Source organism: Halomonas sp. A020 (genome assembly GCF_027943625.1).
Classification (GTDB): Bacteria; Pseudomonadota; Gammaproteobacteria; order Pseudomonadales; family Halomonadaceae; genus Vreelandella; species Vreelandella piezotolerans.
Genome location: NZ_AP022850.1, coordinates 138,646 through 157,034 on the forward strand (window position 1 = coordinate 138,646; position 18,389 = coordinate 157,034).

General features: G+C 59.0%; 13 protein-coding genes and 1 riboswitch. Of the genes, 5 read left to right on the plus strand and 8 right to left on the minus strand.

Annotated features, from left to right (window positions below; translation table 11 throughout):
- Nucleotides 1-26 precede the first annotated feature (26 nt).
- Nucleotides 27-1,406 (minus strand): sodium:solute symporter, encoded by a 1,380-nt coding sequence (locus tag FRH_RS00700; protein ID WP_281997547.1) that lies wholly within the window; start codon nt 1,404-1,406, stop codon nt 27-29.
- Nucleotides 1,396-1,499: riboswitch (TPP riboswitch) on the minus strand. It overlaps the preceding gene by 11 nt.
- Before the next feature lie 65 nt (nt 1,500-1,564).
- Complete coding sequence (locus FRH_RS00705; RefSeq protein ID WP_044629233.1) at nt 1,565-2,155, minus strand: peroxidase-related enzyme; 591 nt, start codon at nt 2,153-2,155, stop codon at nt 1,565-1,567.
- Between the two features lie 180 nt (nt 2,156-2,335).
- On the opposite strand from FRH_RS00705, the gene FRH_RS00710 reads away from it, so the two are divergent.
- The gene (locus FRH_RS00710) at nt 2,336-3,025 is read left to right on the plus strand and encodes a hypothetical protein (protein ID WP_139526655.1); all 690 of its coding nucleotides are present in this window, start codon (nt 2,336-2,338) and stop codon (nt 3,023-3,025) included.
- A gap of 43 nt (nt 3,026-3,068) precedes the next feature.
- Here FRH_RS00710 and FRH_RS00715 read toward each other — a convergent pair whose 3' ends face one another.
- Nucleotides 3,069-4,565, minus strand: a complete 1,497-nt coding sequence (locus FRH_RS00715) for a CoA-acylating methylmalonate-semialdehyde dehydrogenase (protein WP_239286397.1) — start codon at nt 4,563-4,565, stop codon at nt 3,069-3,071.
- 222 nt (nt 4,566-4,787) lie between these two features.
- On the opposite strand from FRH_RS00715, the gene FRH_RS00720 reads away from it, so the two are divergent.
- The gene (locus FRH_RS00720) at nt 4,788-5,849 is read left to right on the plus strand and encodes a putative zinc-binding metallopeptidase (RefSeq protein WP_281997548.1); all 1,062 of its coding nucleotides are present in this window, start codon (nt 4,788-4,790) and stop codon (nt 5,847-5,849) included.
- On the opposite strand, the gene FRH_RS00725 is transcribed toward FRH_RS00720, so the two are convergent.
- Complete coding sequence (locus FRH_RS00725) at nt 5,850-6,848, minus strand: alpha-E domain-containing protein (protein ID WP_139526649.1); 999 nt, start codon at nt 6,846-6,848, stop codon at nt 5,850-5,852.
- 4 nt (nt 6,849-6,852) lie between these two features.
- Nucleotides 6,853-8,337, minus strand: coding sequence for a circularly permuted type 2 ATP-grasp protein (locus FRH_RS00730; RefSeq protein ID WP_044629238.1), 1,485 nt, complete (start codon nt 8,335-8,337; stop codon nt 6,853-6,855).
- A gap of 433 nt (nt 8,338-8,770) precedes the next feature.
- On the opposite strand from FRH_RS00730, the gene FRH_RS00735 reads away from it, so the two are divergent.
- The 3 genes from FRH_RS00735 (at nt 8,771) to FRH_RS00745 (ending at nt 15,480) form a co-directional block, all read left to right on the plus strand.
- Nucleotides 8,771-12,121, plus strand: coding sequence for a transglutaminase family protein (locus tag FRH_RS00735; protein WP_281997549.1), 3,351 nt, complete (start codon nt 8,771-8,773; stop codon nt 12,119-12,121).
- 75 nt (nt 12,122-12,196) lie between these two features.
- Nucleotides 12,197-14,605, plus strand: coding sequence for a circularly permuted type 2 ATP-grasp protein (locus FRH_RS00740; RefSeq protein ID WP_281997550.1), 2,409 nt, complete (start codon nt 12,197-12,199; stop codon nt 14,603-14,605).
- A complete protein-coding gene (locus FRH_RS00745) occupies nt 14,602-15,480 on the plus strand; it encodes a transglutaminase family protein (protein WP_044629241.1) in 879 nt (292 codons plus the stop codon). Before FRH_RS00740 ends, FRH_RS00745 begins: the two co-directional genes overlap by 4 nt.
- Before the next feature lie 18 nt (nt 15,481-15,498).
- On the opposite strand, the gene FRH_RS00750 is transcribed toward FRH_RS00745, so the two are convergent.
- Genes FRH_RS00750 through FRH_RS00760 form a run of 3 tightly spaced genes read right to left on the minus strand, consistent with a single transcriptional unit; the run spans nt 15,499 to nt 18,308 of the window.
- A complete protein-coding gene (locus FRH_RS00750) occupies nt 15,499-16,764 on the minus strand; it encodes a TRAP transporter large permease (protein WP_137093494.1) in 1,266 nt (421 codons plus the stop codon).
- A complete protein-coding gene (locus tag FRH_RS00755) occupies nt 16,761-17,297 on the minus strand; it encodes a TRAP transporter small permease subunit (RefSeq protein WP_137093496.1) in 537 nt (178 codons plus the stop codon). Before FRH_RS00755 ends, FRH_RS00750 begins: the two co-directional genes overlap by 4 nt.
- 24 nt (nt 17,298-17,321) lie before the next feature.
- Nucleotides 17,322-18,308 carry a TRAP transporter substrate-binding protein gene (locus FRH_RS00760; protein ID WP_044629244.1) on the minus strand — a complete coding sequence of 329 codons (987 nt, stop codon included), beginning with the start codon at nt 18,306-18,308 and terminating at the stop codon, nt 17,322-17,324.
- Nucleotides 18,309-18,389 lie beyond the last annotated feature (81 nt).

Here is an 18,389-nt window from a genome sequence, read left to right on the forward strand (position 1 = left end):
ACGAAATGTCCTGCTTAACGCCTTGATTAACGGACTTCGACACGTTGACGGCTCACCAGAGCTAACGCCACACTGACCGCTGTTGAGAGTAGCAGCGCCCCTACGAACGGGCCTAACGTCGGTACGCTACCGGGGAACGTGGCGGCCATTACCCCTGCGCTGACGCTGCCCTGATCGATCCAGCCAGGCAGCACGGCCCCTACGAGCCCCGCCAATCCGCCGCTTATTGCTGCCATCGGTGTCATACGCTGCCACAAGCCCAGCAGCACCGGCACCACGATCGCTGCACACAGCAGATCGGCAATCAAAAATAGCCGCAGCACGGAGAGCCCTTGCAAGGCAATCACGATCACAGGCAGCATGATCGCCACGGTGAGCCAGCGCGCCTTGTTGAGGGCCTCGGCCCGGTGACCATTGGCCCACAGCGACGCAATGCCGTTTTGTAAGGTGTCGACGCTCGAGGTGACCAGCGTGACGGCCAGTACCAATGAAGGCAGCGTGATCCATACCGGGGCATCACTAAGCAGCGCAAAAAACGGCATGGGCGGCTCGCCGAGACTGACCCCGCTCATCGCTGCCATGATACCTACGCCACCGATCACCATGACGACCAGTACGGTCAAGCCGCCACCCAACCAGGCACCGCGCCCCAGGCTCGCGTCGTCTTGGGCCGCCCATACCCGCTGCCAATAGCCTTGGTGAAACAAGTTAGCCGCCGTCACGGCGATCACCAGCGTCAACGCCACGCTGAGCGAGCTGCCGATGGGGAGCGACGGGAGTTGTGCGTCATTCGGCATACTGGGCAGTCGCCAGAGCGTCACGCTGGCGACGGCGAGCAGCAGCGCCAAAAGCAGCCACGCTTGCCAGCGGTCGGTGGCCAAGCTTGCCCGCAGCCCGCCCATGACGGTGTACACCAGCGTGGTGAGCGCCACCCCGATGATCACCACAGCGGGAGGCACGTCGGAGAGTAGCGCGGTAATCGCCCCGATGGCGGTGAGTTCAGCAGCCAGGAAGCAGCCCATGTAAGCCACGGAAACGAGCGCCACGAAATGGCGTACCCCCTTGCCGTAGCAGGCGTCGGCAAACTCGGCAATGCTGCGTCCCTCGGGCAGTGCTTGGCGTATCTTAGGCCCGTAGAGACCCAAAACGATGAACGGCAGCGCCGAGCCAAGGGCATAGCCCAGTAGCGCCACGGGCCCTACGAATGCGCCGATTTCAGGGGGTGCAAAGAGTATCCAAGCCCCCATACCGGACGCCAAAAAGGAGAGCCCCAGGGTGGCCGACGTTTGCGAATTACGGGCGGTGACATAATCATCCAGCGAGCCGCCACTGAAACGTGCCCGAAGACCCAGAAAAGCAAAGCAGCATAACGCTGCGCCTAACACGAAAGACGTTAGGTAAGGCATGTCGCGCTTCCTCCGCCGGTACGAACCGGATCAGGTTCCAGGGTCTGCGTTGCGCGCATTCTCAGCCCCATTGGGGCTCCCCTGGCGACAGTGAGTGGAGGCAGTATCCTCAATCAAAGTGGTGCGTTAGTAAAGCCTTGCCCATGGGGCCGGGCTGCTTATTCCACTTTCTTGGGGACACGCCCCATCAGGTAAAACTCGGCGTTGGGCGGTGTTCCAGCTAGTGTCACCAAGCGGTTGGACATGCCAAAAAACGCGGCAATGGCACCGATGTCCCAGCAATCATCCAGTGTGAACCCCACTGCCTCTAAACGCGCCTGCCATTCGTCTGAAAACTCGCCCAGATCGATGGCACTGTGCAGTGCAAAGTCGAGCATCAACCGATGACGCTCGCTCAATCCCGCCACACGATGGTTGATGGCGATATTATCGGCCAGTAACGGATCTTTACTGTAGATACGCACCAGCGCGCCATGGGCGACGACACAGTACAAGCAGCGATTGCGGGCACTGGTCGCAACGACAATCATCTCTTTCTCTGCTTTGGTCAGCGTCTCCGATGGTCGCTCCATCAACGCATCGTGATACGCAAAAAAAGCGCGAAACTCGTCGGGTCGGTGAGCCAACATCAAAAATACGTTGGGCACGAAGCCCGCTTTCTCCTGCACGGCCAACATGGCTTCCCGAATATCATTGGGAACATTATCCAGAGTGTCAGGAAGTTTGAACCGACTGATCGATGCAGCCATAAAGGCTCCTTTTTTATTTTGAAGTAGAGTCCCACTACCAACTCACTTTTATCCGTAACAAATTGCTAACTAAAGACTCTTTTCATATGGCTTTACGCTCGCCATACTTTTAGTGATCTAATGTCATAAAAGCCGTACGCTATTCGGCTAGCCAAGCGGCGTACTTACAGGGAAACCACCATGTCATACTCCGAAGCAAAAGAGCACACGCCAGGGCGTTTGCATGAACTGTTCGCAGACCCGTACCGTGCGTTCGAGAACGATACGGATGAGCGTCAGTTGCATATCCGTGTCATGCTTCACACCCTGCTGGCCCAGCCTATGCAGCGCGGCCTGGTCACGCTTCGTGTGATTCACGGCTGGGAGAACGGTGGTTTCGAACCTGCCGACCTACAGCATGCCGATTTTACGCTGCACAACCTGCAAGATTTCGAGGCGGCGGCCACCTCCTTTCACGCGGCGGCGGAACGAAATGCCCCCCTACCCGCAGATCAAACCGCTATTCTCGCGGCTCCCCTGGCCGATGCCATTGCCGATGCCGAAGCAGAAGGCAACGCGCTCACCGACGATATTCGTGCCACACCGGCTCGCTGGCCCGCGTTCGAGGGTGGGCTTGCCCTCTACACTCTGTTCAAAATGTACCATCGCCTCGTATATGGCGAGGACGATACCTACCGTTGCTCACAATGTGAGACCCCCCACGGCCTTCGTGAAATTCATGAATTTCACCTCGAAGAGGGAGAATTCGCGCTGCTGGCGCCCGTTCGCGATGAGCAGGAGGCGCCCTACCTGCTCGTACTACACGAGAGCCAGCTTGGCCCCATAGGCCAACTGCTCTCGGAGAGCTTGCCGCTATTTCAGGACGTGTGAAGGTCGCCTCCTCTACCGAGGAGGCGCAGCGCGTTGCCGCTCGCTATAGCGAGATCGTGCTATTGATACCGCTAGAGACGTTTTCGGGCTCGAACCAGCGGGCAGTGACCGTTTTGGTCTGCGTCCAGAACGCAATCGCCTGTTTACCGTTAGGCCCTAGGTCGCCCAGCTTCGACGCCCGAGAACCGGTAAAGCTAAAGTAGGCGACCGGCACCGGAATGGGCACGTTTATGCCAATTTGGCCGACGTCGATGTCGGTCTCGAAGCGTCGCGCGACCCAGCCCGAGTTCGTAAAGATCGAGGTGCCATTGCCATTCGGGTTGGCGTTAATGAAAGCGATGGCGTCGTCCAGCGTTTCGACGTTGACGACACACAGCACCGGCCCAAAAATTTCCTCACGATAGATCGTCATGTCTGCCGTCACATCGGAAAACAGAGTCGGCCCGACGAAATTACCGTCTGGGTAGCCGTCGACCGTGTAGCCGCGCCCATCGACCAGCAGCGTAGCACCCTCCTTCTCACCTGCCGTAATCAAACGCTCGACCCGCCCCTTGGCTTGCGGAGAGACCAGTGGCCCCAGATCGGCCTCGCGCTGGGTGCCGGGTCCCACGGTCATACCGCGCGCGCCGGCTTCGATGTCTTTGATCCACTCGCGCGCTTCCCCCACCAGCACGACCACCGAGTTCGCCATGCAGCGCTGACCGGCGGCACCAAAGGCAGAGCCCAGCAGGCTATCGATGGCTTGACTACGGTTGGCATCCGGCATGACGACACAGTGGTTTTTTGCACCCATCATGGCCTGCATACGTTTGCCAGCAGCGGCCGCACGGTTATAAAGCAGCGACCCCACATGGGTCGAACCGATGAACGACAGCGCCTTGATATCTTGATGGTCGGCAATTTGATTGGCGACGTCAGGCCCACCGTGCACGACGTTCAATACCCCAGCCGGAATACCCGCTTCATGTGCCAGTTCCACGAGCCGCATGGTAGAACTCGGGTCTTGCTCGGAAGGCTTCAAGACGAAGGTGTTTCCGGTTGCAATCGCCAACGGGAACATGAAACAGGGCAGCATGATTGGAAAATTGAAGGCGGTAATGCCCGCCCCCACACCCAGCGGCTGATGCATGGTATAGACGTCCACCTCGTTGGCCGCATTCTCCGCCAGCTCGCCAAGCTGTAGGGAGGTAATCGAACAGGCGTGCTCTACCACTTCTAGCCCGCGCCCCACTTCACCTTCGGCATCCGGCAGGGTTTTACCGTGCTCTTCGGTGATCAAGGCGGCAAGTTCCGCTGTATTCTCGCGAATCAACGCCTGCAGTTTGAGCATGATGCGCATGCGCTTGCCGAGCGGCACTTTGCGCCACTCTTTGAACGCCGTTTTGGCGCTGGCGATGGCGCGCTCGACTTCTTCGGACGTACAGAACGGTACTCGCGCCACCACGTCCTGGGTGGCAGGATTCACCACATCGCGCCACTCTTGGCTTTGCGACATGACCGGCTGGCCATCGATGTACATCGGAATTTCACGAACGGACATGATGCGTTTCCTCGGCTTGTGTTTGTTATGGGATCGAATAGGGAACCCTTAGGGTATATCAGCAAGTTGACGTAAACGTCAATTAGCAACTGGACAAAGACAATATGCCCTCCGCTCGACGATTTGGCTTTCCCTCTCGGTGAGGGCATCGCTATGCTGAGACAATGACGTATCACTACTCACCCTCGTGAGATGCGCGGTGGTGATCACAAGGAGGTATCCATGCAGACGTTTAGCTGCCGCTGTGGCAATCCACTGTTTTTCGAGAATACCCACTGCTTGGCCTGTGAGTCGGAGGTTGGCTGGTGCCCCTCGTGTCGTAACATCGTGGCGCTGGAACCGTTAGATAGCGGCGGCTACCGCTGTACCCATGAAAACTGCGGCACGGCACTAATGAAGTGCCACAACTATGCCGTCGAAAACGTCTGCAACCGGATGGTGGTGATGGCCGACGGGCACGCCGATACGCTGTGCGACTGCTGCCGCTACAACGAGGTGATTCCCGACCTAGAGGTCGAGGGCAACCGGGAACGCTGGGCAGCGCTGGAGAGCGCCAAACGGCGGCTTTTCTATACGCTGGATTTGCTCAAGCTTCCCCACGGCGTCGAGGGCGAGGACATCCGCGTCCCACTGAGCTTTTCGTTCATGGCCGATGCGCTGCCCGACCAAGGGCTGTGGCGCTCCACGGCAAACCAAGAAAAGGTGTATACCGGCCATGCCAATGGCCATATCACCATCAACGTCAAAGAGGCCGATGACGTCGAGCGTGAGCGGCTGCGTGTCGACATGAATGAATCCCACCGTACGTTGATCGGCCATTTTCGTCACGAAATCGGCCACTACTACTGGGACCTACTGATCAAAGACCAAGACGAAGCCGCCAGCATTCGCGTGTTCGGCGACCACAACCATCCCACCTATGGCGACGCCCTAGAGCAGTACTATCAGCAAGGCGCTCCAGCAGACTGGCCCACACGGTTCATCTCCGCCTACGCCGCCATGCATCCGTGGGAGGATTTCGCAGAGACGTTTGCCTTTTATCTGGACATGGTGGCTGTGCTGGATACGGCACTGCACATGGGCCTCTCTCGGGCCGAGTACGATGGCTCATTGGAGAGCATGCTACAAGCGTTTCATCAGGTAGGCTTGACGGTGAATGAACTCAATCGTGACATGGGCCTACTGGATCTGGCCCCGGGGGTTCTTGCCCCCGCGGTGCATGAAAAGCTGGCGTATCTACACGATCTCATTCAACGCGCGAACGCCAGCCCTAAAACGGCCTAATCAGTCGTTGTCATGGTCGCCCACGTGGCTCTGGGTTTGGCGCTGAGTGACTCGAGGAACGCCATCGCCGTTTACGAAATACGTAGCGCTGAGCGTATCGTGAATGGCGGCAAAACCAATTTGTAGCTCGTCCACGAAAGCGTGCAGTTTGCTCGGCGAGTGGGCCAATGCCTGAATGTCCGCATCGACCACATCGGCGCGTACCAGTGACACCGTGGCCGCCACGCGATCTTGGCGAGGCAGTAACTGCAGCTCGTGCCCCAACGTTTCCAAGCTACAGGCAATGGAGCGCGGCAGGTGCGGGTCTTGAAGCAGAAAACGCAATACGTCTGGCCCACGCACGCGCAGCCTGACCTGCTGACGATACATCTGGTACGCCGTCAGGGATTTCAGCACGCTCATCCACTGCAAATTTTCGAACGGCAGCAATTCTTCAGGGTTTTGCGGCAGCAAGCTTGCCGAACGCACGTCGACGATCCGCGTGGTCATGTCCGCCCGCTCCAACTGACGGCCCAGCTTGATGAACGTACGCGCCGGGCCGTGGCTCAAGGTGCCTTCGATGAGCCCTGTTAGCGTTTGGCAGCCACGAATGACGTTTTTCAAAAATGCATCCCGACGCCGAGGGCTCACGCCGTTCTCCGCGTGATCCGCCACGCTGAGATAGAGCTGGTTGACCTCTTCCCAAATCTCTCGGGGCACCACGTCCCGCGTGGTGCGCAGGTTTTCTCTGGCGCTAGCGAGCGCCGAGAGAATCGAGCTGCCGTTTTCGGCATCGGCGCACAAAAAGTGCATCACACTTCGCTCATCGAAACTGGTATGCCGTGCGTTGAAGGCATCCAGCGTCCCGGTCATTTCGATCAGCGGCGCCCAGCCCAGCGGTAAATGGCGTGGCAAATCCAGCATCAGGTGCGTATTGACGCTCAATAACCGTGCGGTGTCTTCGGCACGCTCGATGTAGCGAGCCATCCAATAGAGGTTTTCAGCAACGCGTGACAGCATGGCGCTAGGCTCCTTTCTGCTCAGCGGCACCCGCCGCGTTCTCGTCGGTTTCGACGATCCAGGTGTCTTTACTCCCGCCCCCTTGGGACGAATTGACTACCAGCGACCCTTCGACCAGCGCCACGCGGGTCAAACCGCCTGTGGTTACATGGGTTTCCGGTCCCGAGAGGATGAACGGGCGAAGGTCGACATGGCGGGGCTGAGGCAAACCGTTGGCCAGCGTTGGCGTAGTGGAAAGTGCCAGTGTTGGTTGGGCCATATAGTTACGCGGATTTTCATTGATCAAGCGCGCAAACTCGTCCCGCGTTTCTTTGGTGGAGCGCGGTCCGATCAGCATGCCGTAACCACCGGATTCGTTCGCGGGTTTTACCACCAGCTCATCCAAATGATCGAGCACGTACTGGCGGTCCTCGTCGAACATACAGAGATAACTCGGCACGTTCGGCAGCAGTGGCTCTTGATCCAGGTAGTAACGAATCAGCTCAGGGACGAAGGCGTAAACGACTTTGTCGTCGGCGACGCCCGCCCCGGGCGCGTTGGCCAGCGCGACGTTGCCCGCCCGCCAAGCGCGCATCAATCCCGGCACGCCCAGCATGGAGTGCGGATTGAACGCCTCGGGGTCGAGAAACTCATCGTCTACGCGGCGGTAGATCACATCGACACGGCGCAAGCCCTCTACCGTGCGCATGTAGACCACATCGTCGTCATCGACCAGCATATCGCTGCCCTGCACAAGCTCGACCCCCATTTGCTGCGCTAGGTAGGCGTGTTCGAAATAGGCAGAGTTATAGATGCCAGGCGTCAGCACCACTACCTGCGGGTCGTCGCCCGGACGGGGCGACATGGCCGCCAGCATGTCGTACAGCTGCGCGACATAGTCGTCCACTGGCAAGATCTTGCCCGAGGCGAAAAGCTCCGGTAACACGCGCTTGGTGACGTTGCGGTTTTCCAGCATGTACGAAACGCCCGACGGGATACGCAAGTTGTCTTCCAACACGTAAAGCGTGCCATCGCCGCCGCGCACCAAGTCAGATCCGCAAATATGGGCCCACACGCCGTGGGGCGGATTGATGCCCACACACTGAGGTCGAAAATTGGCCGACTGAGCCAATACTTCGGCGGGCAACACTTTATCTTTGACGACTTTTTGCTCGTGATAGAGATCATCGATGAACAAGTTAAGCGCTTGTACGCGCTGCTTTAAACCCGCCTCGGTTTTTCGCCACTCATTGGCCGGAATGATGCGGGGAACGATATCGAAAGGCCAGGCGCGATCGATCATCGCCCCTTCTGAATAAACGGTAAACGTGATGCCCATCGTTCGAATGGCAATTTCTGCCGCAGTTTTACGTTCAGCTAGCTCTTCCGCACTAAATCGCGCCAACATGTGACATAACTCGTCCGCAGAAGCACGAGGCTTGCCTGGCGCCGCCAACAGCTCGTCGTAAAAGTCACGGCACGCATAGTTATTCCAATCTACTTGGCTCATGGGCGCTCTCCTGGCGCTAGGGTGGAAGCGGCAACTTCCTTAATTCAGTAGTGTAGGCCTGCCGCGTGCAATGTACGTAGCAACTGGACCATATAAACACGCAAAACTCGCGCCATATTCCCCGCTATTTCAACGCTCAATTGGCGCTTAGCGTTTACTCTTCTCTTTGTATGGCTTGGTTGGCACAACTTTTATACATGAAAGAAATTAACATTCATTTTTTAGTACTTAATCGTTATTAGAGCACCAAAATAGTGCATACCAGTTATCGATTATGGTGCGATGACAATTTTCCACACTCTTTAAACGCCATTACTCATATTGCAGCTGCAAAATAGTTCAACTCCAACGATACTTCTGGGTACTTATTTTCTTCACCGACGCGCTATGCGGAATACGCACGGTGACTTTTAGCTTTCTTTGAGGGTGGCTCATGACCATTCGCGTTGCCTTGCATCACCGCACGACCTATCGCTTCGACCGCCCCGTCAAGCTCTCGCCCCATGTGATTCGTCTGCGTCCGGCCCCCCACTGCCGTACCCATATCGACGCCTATTCACTGAATATTTCAGGCGACGACCATTTCTTGAATTGGCAGCAGGATCCGTTCGGTAACTTCAATGCCCGCGTGGTGTTCCCCGAGCCACGTAAAGAGCTCACCATTGCCGTCGAACTCGTGGCCCCCATGACGGTGATCAACCCGTTCGATTTCTTTTTGGATGACGTCGCCCAAAAGATTCCGTTCACCTATCCCGACGAACTCAGCAAAGAGCTTGGCCCCTACCTAGAGGTTACCGAAGCGGGACCGCGACTCATGGACTGGTTGAAAGACGTCTCTCTCGAACCGACCACCAGCGTCGATTTCCTCGTCGCCCTCAATCAGCGCCTGCAAAAGGACATCAGTTATTTGGTGCGTATGGAGCCTGGGGTACAAAGCTGTGAAGAGACGCTGACCCTGGCGAGCGGCTCCTGCCGCGACAGCGCTTGGCTGTTGGTACAAATACTGCGTCATCTAGGCTTGGCGGCACGCTTCGTGTCGGGTTATTTGATTCAACTGACACCGGATGTGAAAGCGCTGGATGGTCCTAGCGGCACCGACGTGGACTTTACCGACCTCCACGCCTGGACCGAAGTCTTCCTGCCCGGCGCTGGCTGGGTAGGACTGGACCCTACCTCTGGCCTGTTTGCAGGCGAAGGTCATATTCCACTCGCCGCTACGCCTACGACCGGCAGCGCCGCCGCCATCACTGGCTTTTCCGATAAGTGCGAGGTTGAGTTCGACGTCGAGATGCGCGTCGAGCGCATTCATGAAGACCCGCGCGTCACCAAACCCTATAGCGAGCAGCAGTGGCAACGCATTCTGACGCTGGGCGACGAGGTTGACCAAGCGCTCAACCAGCAAGACGTTCGACTGACCATGGGCGGCGAACCGACGTTCGTTTCCATCGACGACATGGAGAGCCCTCAGTGGAACACCGAAGCCTTGGGGGAGCACAAACGTGAGCGCGCCGAAGCGCTGTTGTCGCGCCTGCAGGCCGCCTACGCCCCTGGCAGCGTGATTCAGCAGCAGCAGGGCAAGTGGTATCCTGGCGAGCCGCTGCCCCGCTGGGCGCTGGCCTGCTACTGGCGTAAAGATGGGGTGCCGCTATGGCGCGACCCAAGCTGGCTGGCCTGCATGGAAGGTGCCCCCGACGTGGTGGCCGACGACACCATGGCTCAGCGCTTTACTCAAGCGCTGAGCGAACGTCTGGGTGTGGCTCAGCGCTGCTGGATTCCTGCCTATGAGGATGCTTACTACTATTTGTGGAAAGAGCAAACGCTGCCGGTCAACGTAGACCCACGCAAAGCCGATTTGAAAGATGACGCCGAGCGCCGACGCCTTGCCCGCCTGCTGGAGCAGGATCTGAGCGCGGTCGTTGGCTATGCGCTGCCACTGCGCCACTCGATTGCCCAGTCACACCGTTGGGAGAGCGGACGCTGGCCGCTGAAACGCGACCACCTTTTCCTGGTACCCGGGGACTCGCCCATGGGGTTACGCCTTCCGCTCTCTGCCCTGCCCTGGGCCGACCCGGAAGACCAGCCCCAACCGCAGTCGCTGTTTGCTCCTCGCCCGGCGCTGGGCGACATTCACGGAGAGGTGGCGCGTCGTAACGCCGAACAGCACCGCTTCACCAGTGCTGAGCGCCTGGGCCAAAGCACCCATCCAAGCCATAGCCACCCGGAAGGCGAATCGGTACAGCAGCAACCTAGCGCCGAGGAGGATCGGGAGCACAAGATCATCCACACGAGTCTGTGCGTCGAACCCCGTGAAGGCAGGCTGCATATTTTTTTGCCGCCGCTGACTCAGCTCGAGCACTACCTCGACCTGCTCAGCAGTATCGAAGCGTGCGCCCGCGAACTTGCCTGCCCGGTCATGATCGAAGGCTACGCGCCGCCGCGCGATCCGCGGCTGGAAAGTTTCCAGATCACTCCCGACCCAGGCGTCATCGAAGTCAACATCATGCCTGCCGCCAGTTGGCAAACTCTGGTGGCACAAACCGAGCGTCTCTACGATGAAGCACGCCAAGCGCGGTTAGGCACCGAAAAGTTCATGCTGGACGGTCGCCATACCGGTACCGGCGGCGGCAACCACGTCACTTTGGGCGGGATCACGCCGGACGATTCGCCGTTCTTGCGTCGCCCCGACCTGTTGGCCAGTCTGGTCACCTACTGGCAGCATCATCCCAGCCTGTCGTATCTTTTCTCGGGACTGTTCATTGGCCCTACCAGCCAGGCACCACGCGTCGATGAAGCGCGCCACGAAGCGCTCTACGAGCTGGAAATCGCTCTGCAGCAAATGCCCGAAGGCGAAGTAGTGCAACCCTGGCTGGTCGACCGCCTGCTGCGTCACTTGCTGACCGATTTGACCGGCAATACACACCGTGCCGAGTTCTGTATCGATAAACTCTACTCGCCGGACAGCGACAGCGGACGCCTGGGCCTATTGGAGCTGCGCGGCTTCGAAATGCCTCCCCACGCGCGAATGGGCTTAATGCAGATGCTGCTGATTCGCGCGCTGGTCGCCCGCTGTTGGAAAACGCCCTACCGTGGCAAGCCGGTGCGCTGGGGAAGCGCGCTACAAGACCGCTGGATGCTGCCCCACTACTTGTGGGAAGACCTGAACGACGTGCTCAGCGACCTGCGTCATCACGGATTCGACTTCGAGCTAGACTGGTTTGCGCCGTTCTTGGAGTTCCGATTCCCGGTGCACGGCCGTTTGCATACGCCGATGCTCTCGATCGAGCTTCGCCAAGCCATCGAGCCCTGGCACGTCCTCGGCGAAGAAGCGACTGGAGGCGGCACCGCGCGCTACGTCGACTCCTCGGTAGAGCGCTTGGAAGTCAAAGTCAGCGGCATGAGCGGTGATCGTTACGTCGTCACCTGTAACGGCCGCCCCGTGCCACTTACCGCCACCGGGCGTAATGGCGAAGCCGTGGCCGGCGTGCGTTATCGCGCCTGGCAGCCACCCTCGGCGCTGCACCCGCAAATCCCCATTCACGCACCACTAGTGTTCGATGTCATCGACACCTGGAACCAACGTTCAGTAGCCGGCTGCACTTACTATGTGGTACATCCCACAGGACGTAGCTTCGAGACCTTCCCAGTCAATGCGTTCGAAGCCGAAGCTCGCCGTTTGGGACGCTTCAGCGACAGTGGCCACCGCCATGGCTTTCAGGCCCCCGTACCGGAAAGGGCGAGCCAGGAGCTGCCTTGCACGCTCGATTTGCGCTGGAGCCCACGCTGATGGATGAAGAGTGCTTCCTTATCTGCGCTAGCTACAGGATAATCCGCCCCCTACTCGCTTAGGACAATCAGGATCATGACCGCCCCTGTCTCTCCCTCACTGCTCGGGCTCGGCGCTGCCGGGCTGGTTGAGGACTACACGAATCAGCTAGGCAAGGGACAGCCCGGCACGTTTGATGCGATGCTCGACCGGCAGGGGCAGTTGCGCCCCGGCTGGCAGAGCCTGCTCTGTGCCTTGGAAGCACTCGGCGCGGATGGCCGCTATCAGCAGCATGAAGAGATTCAGCGCCTGCTGGCAGAGAACGGCGTGATCTTTAACATGCACGAAGACACTCAGGGCCGCTCTTGGCGGCTCGATCCGCTTCCCTGGGTGATCGATCAGGTGCAGTGGCAAGCACTAGAGGTCGGCTTGACCCAGCGCACGCGCCTGTTCAATGCGCTCTACGACGATATTTATGGCCCGCGCACACTGTTCGATGCAGGGCTTCTTCCTACGCAGGCCATTCTCGCTTCGCCCCACTTTTTACTGCCTTGCCATGGCTCGCAACCCAGCGACCGTCCATCGATCAGCTTTCACGGTATCGATGTCATTCAAGATATCGATGGGCGTTGGCGGGTGATGGGCGATCGCCTGCAGGCGCCGTCTGGCACTGGCTTCGCGCTGGAGAACCGCATACTCATGGCCCGCGCGCTGCCGGAAATGTATCGAAACGCCCCACTCAAGCGGCTGGCGGGCTTTTTGGACAAATATCACCGTACGTTGACCGCGCTGGCCTACCAGCACCGTGACAATCCCACGATCGTGCTGCTCACCCCCGGCCCAGGCAGCCCACGCTACTTCGAGCACGCCTATTTGGCGAACTATCTCAATATCGATCTCGCCGAAGGCCAGGACATGGTGGTACGCGATAGCCAGTTATGGCTACGTACCTTAGGAGGCCTGCAACCCGTGGATGTGGTGCTGCGCCACTGCGACGACGCTTACTGCGATCCGCTCGAACTACGCGGCGACTCTCAACTCGGCGTGCCTGGATTGCTACAAGCCACTCGCGCCAGCGGCGTGGCCATGTCGAATGCACTCGGCGTTGGCGTGTTGGAAATGGCCGAGCTGGCCGACTACCTCCCTGCCTTATGCCAGCATCTACTCGGTGAGGAATTGCTGCTGCCTAGTGCCGATGCCAGTACCCAACCAGCATCGGCCCCAGTGTTCGATGCCAACATGCAGCGGTTATCCCCCGCAACGCTGAACTTGCGCTGCTTCGTTACACGAATGCCTGGCAGCATCGCGACCCAACGTCCGCAGCCTAGTGACTATCATGTCATGCCCGGCGGCCTGGCGTGGGTTGGCTCCCCGGGCTCACCATCGTTAAGCAGCCCGATCGTCAAAGATGTCTGGGTCACCGCGAATACGCCCCAACCCCATGTCAGCCAGCTACGCCAAGCGCGTGGCCCGGTGGTCGCCACCCGCGATGGCACCGACTTGCCCAGTCGGGTGGCCGAAAGTCTATTTTGGCTGGGACGCTACGGCGAACGGTTGGATGCCCGCGCCCGCTTGCTGCGCGAAGCGCTGCTGCGTTTAATGGAGTACGACCAGGACGAGATCGCGGATCAACTGCTAGATGAGCTGCTGCTAGCCCTCGATATCACCACGCTCGACCATGAAGGGGAAAGCACCAAGCCGCCCCTAGTGGGCTTTGCGCAAAAGCGCACGGCGCTGCTGACCCAGTTCGATGAGCGCGACGCCCAAGCCTTGCAGCCACTGTTCGCCCAAATGCTGCGTAACGCTCGCAGCGTGCGCGAACATCTGGGAGATGACTCCTGGCGAGTGGTACACCAACTGCGACAGCGGGTAGATACGTTCAACCCGAGCCTGGGTGCCAGCGCGGCGCGGCGTGCCTGCGAAGGGCTGTCGGCGCAAATTGCCGCCTTTTTTGGCTTGTGCAACGAAACCATGCCCCACCATTACGGCTGGCGTTTCATGGACATTGGCCGCTTCCTGGATCGCGTGTTAGGCCTGCTGTCGCTGCTCAAACTCACTCTCAACGCTCCCCACTCACCGGGGCTGGCGCTATGGGAGGTGGTGCTCGCCACCACCGATAACTTTACGGCCTACCGGCGACGCTACCGAAGCGAGCTGCACCCCGAAGCGATTCTTGACCTGCTGCTCTTCGACGAAACCAACCCGCGCTCGGTGGGCTACATGCTCAAACGTCTGGAACGGCAGATGGATCGGCTGCCCGGCAGCTCGTCGCCCTACCGAAATGCCGAGCGACGTTTGCTCATTCAAGCCAACGCCGCTCTGCATCTCGCCGACATCGACCGAATTAGCCACTTGGCCGATACTCCAGATGCGCAGGCCGCGCTGGAGCAACTGTTGGACGAGCTGATTGCGCCGCTCAATGCGCTCTCTGATGCCATTAGCCACAGCCACTTCAGCCACGTGGAACGGCCGCGCCAACTTGTCAGCATGGAGCCCGACGAATGAACTACACCTTGCGGCACACCACACGCTACCACTACAGCGCACCGGTGACGCTCTGTCATAGCGAGGCCCGGGTACTGCCACGTAAAACCCAGCACCAGCAGTGTGGTGCCTCGGAACTGACGATCAGCCCAATGCCTCAGGTGCAGGCCGAGCGCCGCGATGTGTTTGGCAATCGAGTGCTCTACTTCGCACTGGAAGACGTGCACCAAACGCTGGATGTGACCGTCGTGACGCCGCTCAACACTCAACCGCTCGGGCCATTGCCGAGCAGCTCTCCGGCGTGGGAGCGTGTAGCCGAGCAGTTGCGCAACGACAGCCGCTTCGATATGCAGCTCTACCGGCTCGACTCGCCGTTCATTCGTCGTAACGATGAGCTGGCGGCCTTTGCGCGCAGCTGTTTCACTCCCGGCCGACCGCTGGTCGATGCCGCGCTAGCGCTCAATCAGTCGATTTACGACACCTTCGAGTACGACCCCAGCTTTACTACGTTGGCCACACCATTGAGTGAGGTGCTGGCTAACCGACGGGGGGTCTGCCAAGATTTTGCCCACCTCGCCATTGGCGCACTGCGCTCGGTGGGCTTGGCGGCACGCTATGTAAGCGGCTACTTGGAGACTCAGCCGCCACCTGGCCAACCACGACTCATTGGCGCCGATGCCTCCCACGCGTGGCTAGCCGCGTGGATTCCGGACTGGGGGTGGCTAGCGCTGGATCCAACCAACGGTACGGTAGCCGGTGAACAGCACCCAGTGCTGGCTTGGGGGCGAGATTATGCGGACGTGGCACCACTCAAAGGCGTGATGAATGGCGGCGGCGACCACCAGCTCGAGGTGGAGGTAGACGTAATGCCCCTCACGGACAACAGCGCGGCCTAAACCGCGCGTGCGAGACGATCACCGTTGAATCAATCCGTTAGTCAACCATGGCAACCACGCCAGCAGGACCAGCGTGACCAGGGTGGCCAGTAAAAAGGGCAGCAACGCTCGGAAGATTTTTAGCGGCGGTGCGCCGGTCATGGAAGAGGCAATGAACAGCCCAGCTCCCACCGGGGGCGTCAGCAAGCCCATTACCAAGGTTAAGCAGACCACCACGCCAAACTGATAAGGGCTAATCGCAAACTGGCTCTGGGCGATAGGCATCAAAATGGGCACTACCAAAATCAGCGCGGCAATCCCATCGATCACCATTCCCACTAGCAGCAGCGCCCCAATCACCAACAGCAAAAAAAGAAACGGACTACTGGTCAACGCAGCAATCCATTCAGCGGCCATTTGCGGCAGTTGCTCGTAGATCACTACCCAGCCAAACACACCCGCTGCGGCAATCAGCATGATGACAAGACCGGCATTGATCGCCGTGCGTGTGAGTACCATGGGAAGCTGCGTCAAACGCAGATCACCATACACGAAGCGCCCCATCAGCAGCGCCGCCAGCGAGGCCAGTGCCGCCGATTCCGTGGGCGTGGCGATACCCAACAAAATGCCGCCGATGATAATCACGGGAATCAGCAGTGCGGGCAACCCCCATAACGCATCATGCAGCGCTTGTTGACGGCTCGGCCACTGCCCTTTCGGGTACTGCTGCACCAGCCCCACCAAAGCGATGACCACAAAAAAACTTGCGCCCAACAAAAGCCCTGGTAACAGCCCTGCAATAAACATCTCTGCAATGGGCACCTGAGCCATGACCCCAAATAGCACGAACAGCATGGAGGGCGGGATGATCGGCGATAGCAGGCCCCCTGCGGCGGTGATCGCCGCGCTGTAGGGGGTATCGTAACCTTCCTGCTCCATTGCAGGCACCATGGCGCGAGACATGATGGCGATTTGTGACGCCGCCGAACCAATGATCGCCGCCATCATCATGTTGGCCACCAAGTTGATATAGGCCAAGCCGCCGCGAAAGCCTCCCACCAAAATGCGCGCCAGAGCAATCAATCGCTTGGTCAACCCGCCCTCGTTCATCAACTCCCCGGCCAGCATGAACAACGGAATCGCCAACAGCCCATAGCTTTCGATGGCGCTAAACAGCTGCTGCGGGTAGGAGTCGAATAGCACCGTATTGCCGGAGGCTTGGATATACCACATCGCCGTGAGCGCCAGTACCAACGCAATGGGCACGGCGCCCAGAAGCAGCAGCAGAAACACCACGACCGTCATACACGTCCCCTCATGGCCGTTAGCGATTGCACTAGATTCGACACGCCGTGCAGGCTCAGCGAGATTGCAAACCAAGGCACGATCAGCCATGCCCAAAATTTTTTAATGCCCAGGGTGGAGGTATTTTCCGCATAGATGAAATTGAACGTCTGGCCCTGGAACGCCCGTATATCGAAGCCGGTTTGAGCCAGCGTCAGCGGCTGATACCACCGCCAGCAGAGCCACACCAGCATCAGGGCAAACAGCAGCACCATCGTATCTACCGCGACGATGACCCACTTTCTTCCTGCAGACGGCAGCAGGTCGCTCACGAGTGTCACCGCGATGCCGTGGCGACGTTTCAGCACCGCCCCAGCAATCAAGAAGGTCATCCAGATCATGGCGTAGATCGCCAGTTCACTGACCCAGTAAAGTGGGCTACCCAGCGCGCGAAAGGCGATATTCGTGAGGATCAAACACGTCACCGCCGCTGCCAAGGCAGCGGCGGTGATCTCTTCACAACGGGCAAGCCCGTTGGACAGGCGTTGCAGCATGATGATTATTAGCCTTTATTGACACTACTCGTCGCGCAAGCGATCCGCTTCCGCACGCAGGGTTTCCAGCATGGGCGCTTTGGGTGCCCAGATACGCTCCCACTCGGCAATCGCCTCAGAGAAAAACTCAGCGTCGGCTTCGACGATATTGATGTCCAACCCGCGAATCTCCTCTTCCTGAGCGGCGTCCATCTCTTCGAACCCCGTCAGCACGTTCTCCAGATGTTCGGCCATGGCGGTATCGATCAGCTCGCGATCCTCTTCAGAGAGCTCGCGCCAAACGCGCCCAGACACCACCCCCACCATGGGGAACATCATATGATTGGAGATCAGCAGGTTGTTCGCCTGCTCGTAGAATTTCAGAATCAAAATCGAGTCGAAGTCCATATCGATGGCGTCGACTTGGCCATTGGCCAGCGCATCGTAAACTTCCAGTAGCGGCATGGGGGCCGGTGCTGCACCGGTAGCCGTATAGAAATCGCGAATGGGCTCGAAGGGCGTGATACGTAGCCGCTGGCCTTGCAGATCGTCAGCGCTTTCGATAGGACTGCGGCTCAATACTTGGCGCATGCCCACCATGCCGTAACCCACACCGACCAAGCCAACACCTTCCGGCATCAGATCCAGCAACTCTCCGGCGGCATCGGAACGCAGCAGACGCGCGGCATGGTTCACGTCATCCACCAAATAAGGGGCGTAGAGCGCGCCAAAATCAGGAATGCGGTTGGAGATTTCAGCAATGGTCAGAAACGCCATGTCCAGCGCGCCGGTTTGCAGTTGCTGCACCATCTGCGCTTCGTTGCCTAGCTGCTGAGCTGGAAACACGCTAACGCTATGCTCACCGCCTGAGCGCTCGCTCAGCGTTTGGGCAAACGCTTCGGCTTCGGTAGACCACAAGTGCTGGGCGGGCGTAATCAGCCCTAGACGAAAATCACGTGCCTGGGCGCTGATAGAGGTAACGGCCAGGGTCACTGCGGCACAGGCAAGCGTCAGCGTTTTCATTCGGTTCATGCAAAGCCTCATTGTCCAGCCAAAGTGCCGGTCGGCGCTTTGGGTATTTTTTTAATTAGTCGGCTTTGAGAATACCTGAGC

Excerpts from the sequence above, each read along its gene's own strand:
- FRH_RS00760 (WP_044629244.1), bottom strand. The coding sequence starts at position 18,308 with ATGAACCGAATGAAAACGCTGACGCTTGCCTGTGCCGCAGTGACCCTG.
- FRH_RS00725 (WP_139526649.1), bottom strand. The coding sequence starts at position 6,848 with ATGCTGTCACGCGTTGCTGAAAACCTCTATTGGATGGCTCGCTACATC.
- FRH_RS00705 (WP_044629233.1), bottom strand. The coding sequence starts at position 2,155 with ATGGCTGCATCGATCAGTCGGTTCAAACTTCCTGACACTCTGGATAAT.
- FRH_RS00700 (WP_281997547.1), bottom strand. The coding sequence starts at position 1,406 with ATGCCTTACCTAACGTCTTTCGTGTTAGGCGCAGCGTTATGCTGCTTT.
- FRH_RS00735 (WP_281997549.1), top strand. The coding sequence starts at position 8,771 with ATGACCATTCGCGTTGCCTTGCATCACCGCACGACCTATCGCTTCGAC.
- FRH_RS00740 (WP_281997550.1), top strand. The coding sequence starts at position 12,197 with ATGACCGCCCCTGTCTCTCCCTCACTGCTCGGGCTCGGCGCTGCCGGG.
- FRH_RS00720 (WP_281997548.1), top strand. The coding sequence starts at position 4,788 with ATGCAGACGTTTAGCTGCCGCTGTGGCAATCCACTGTTTTTCGAGAAT.
- FRH_RS00715 (WP_239286397.1), bottom strand. The coding sequence starts at position 4,565 with ATGTCCGTTCGTGAAATTCCGATGTACATCGATGGCCAGCCGGTCATG.
- FRH_RS00745 (WP_044629241.1), top strand. The coding sequence starts at position 14,602 with ATGAACTACACCTTGCGGCACACCACACGCTACCACTACAGCGCACCG.
- FRH_RS00710 (WP_139526655.1), top strand. The coding sequence starts at position 2,336 with ATGTCATACTCCGAAGCAAAAGAGCACACGCCAGGGCGTTTGCATGAA.
- FRH_RS00750 (WP_137093494.1), bottom strand. The coding sequence starts at position 16,764 with ATGACGGTCGTGGTGTTTCTGCTGCTGCTTCTGGGCGCCGTGCCCATT.
- FRH_RS00730 (WP_044629238.1), bottom strand. The coding sequence starts at position 8,337 with ATGAGCCAAGTAGATTGGAATAACTATGCGTGCCGTGACTTTTACGAC.
- FRH_RS00755 (WP_137093496.1), bottom strand. The coding sequence starts at position 17,297 with ATGCTGCAACGCCTGTCCAACGGGCTTGCCCGTTGTGAAGAGATCACC.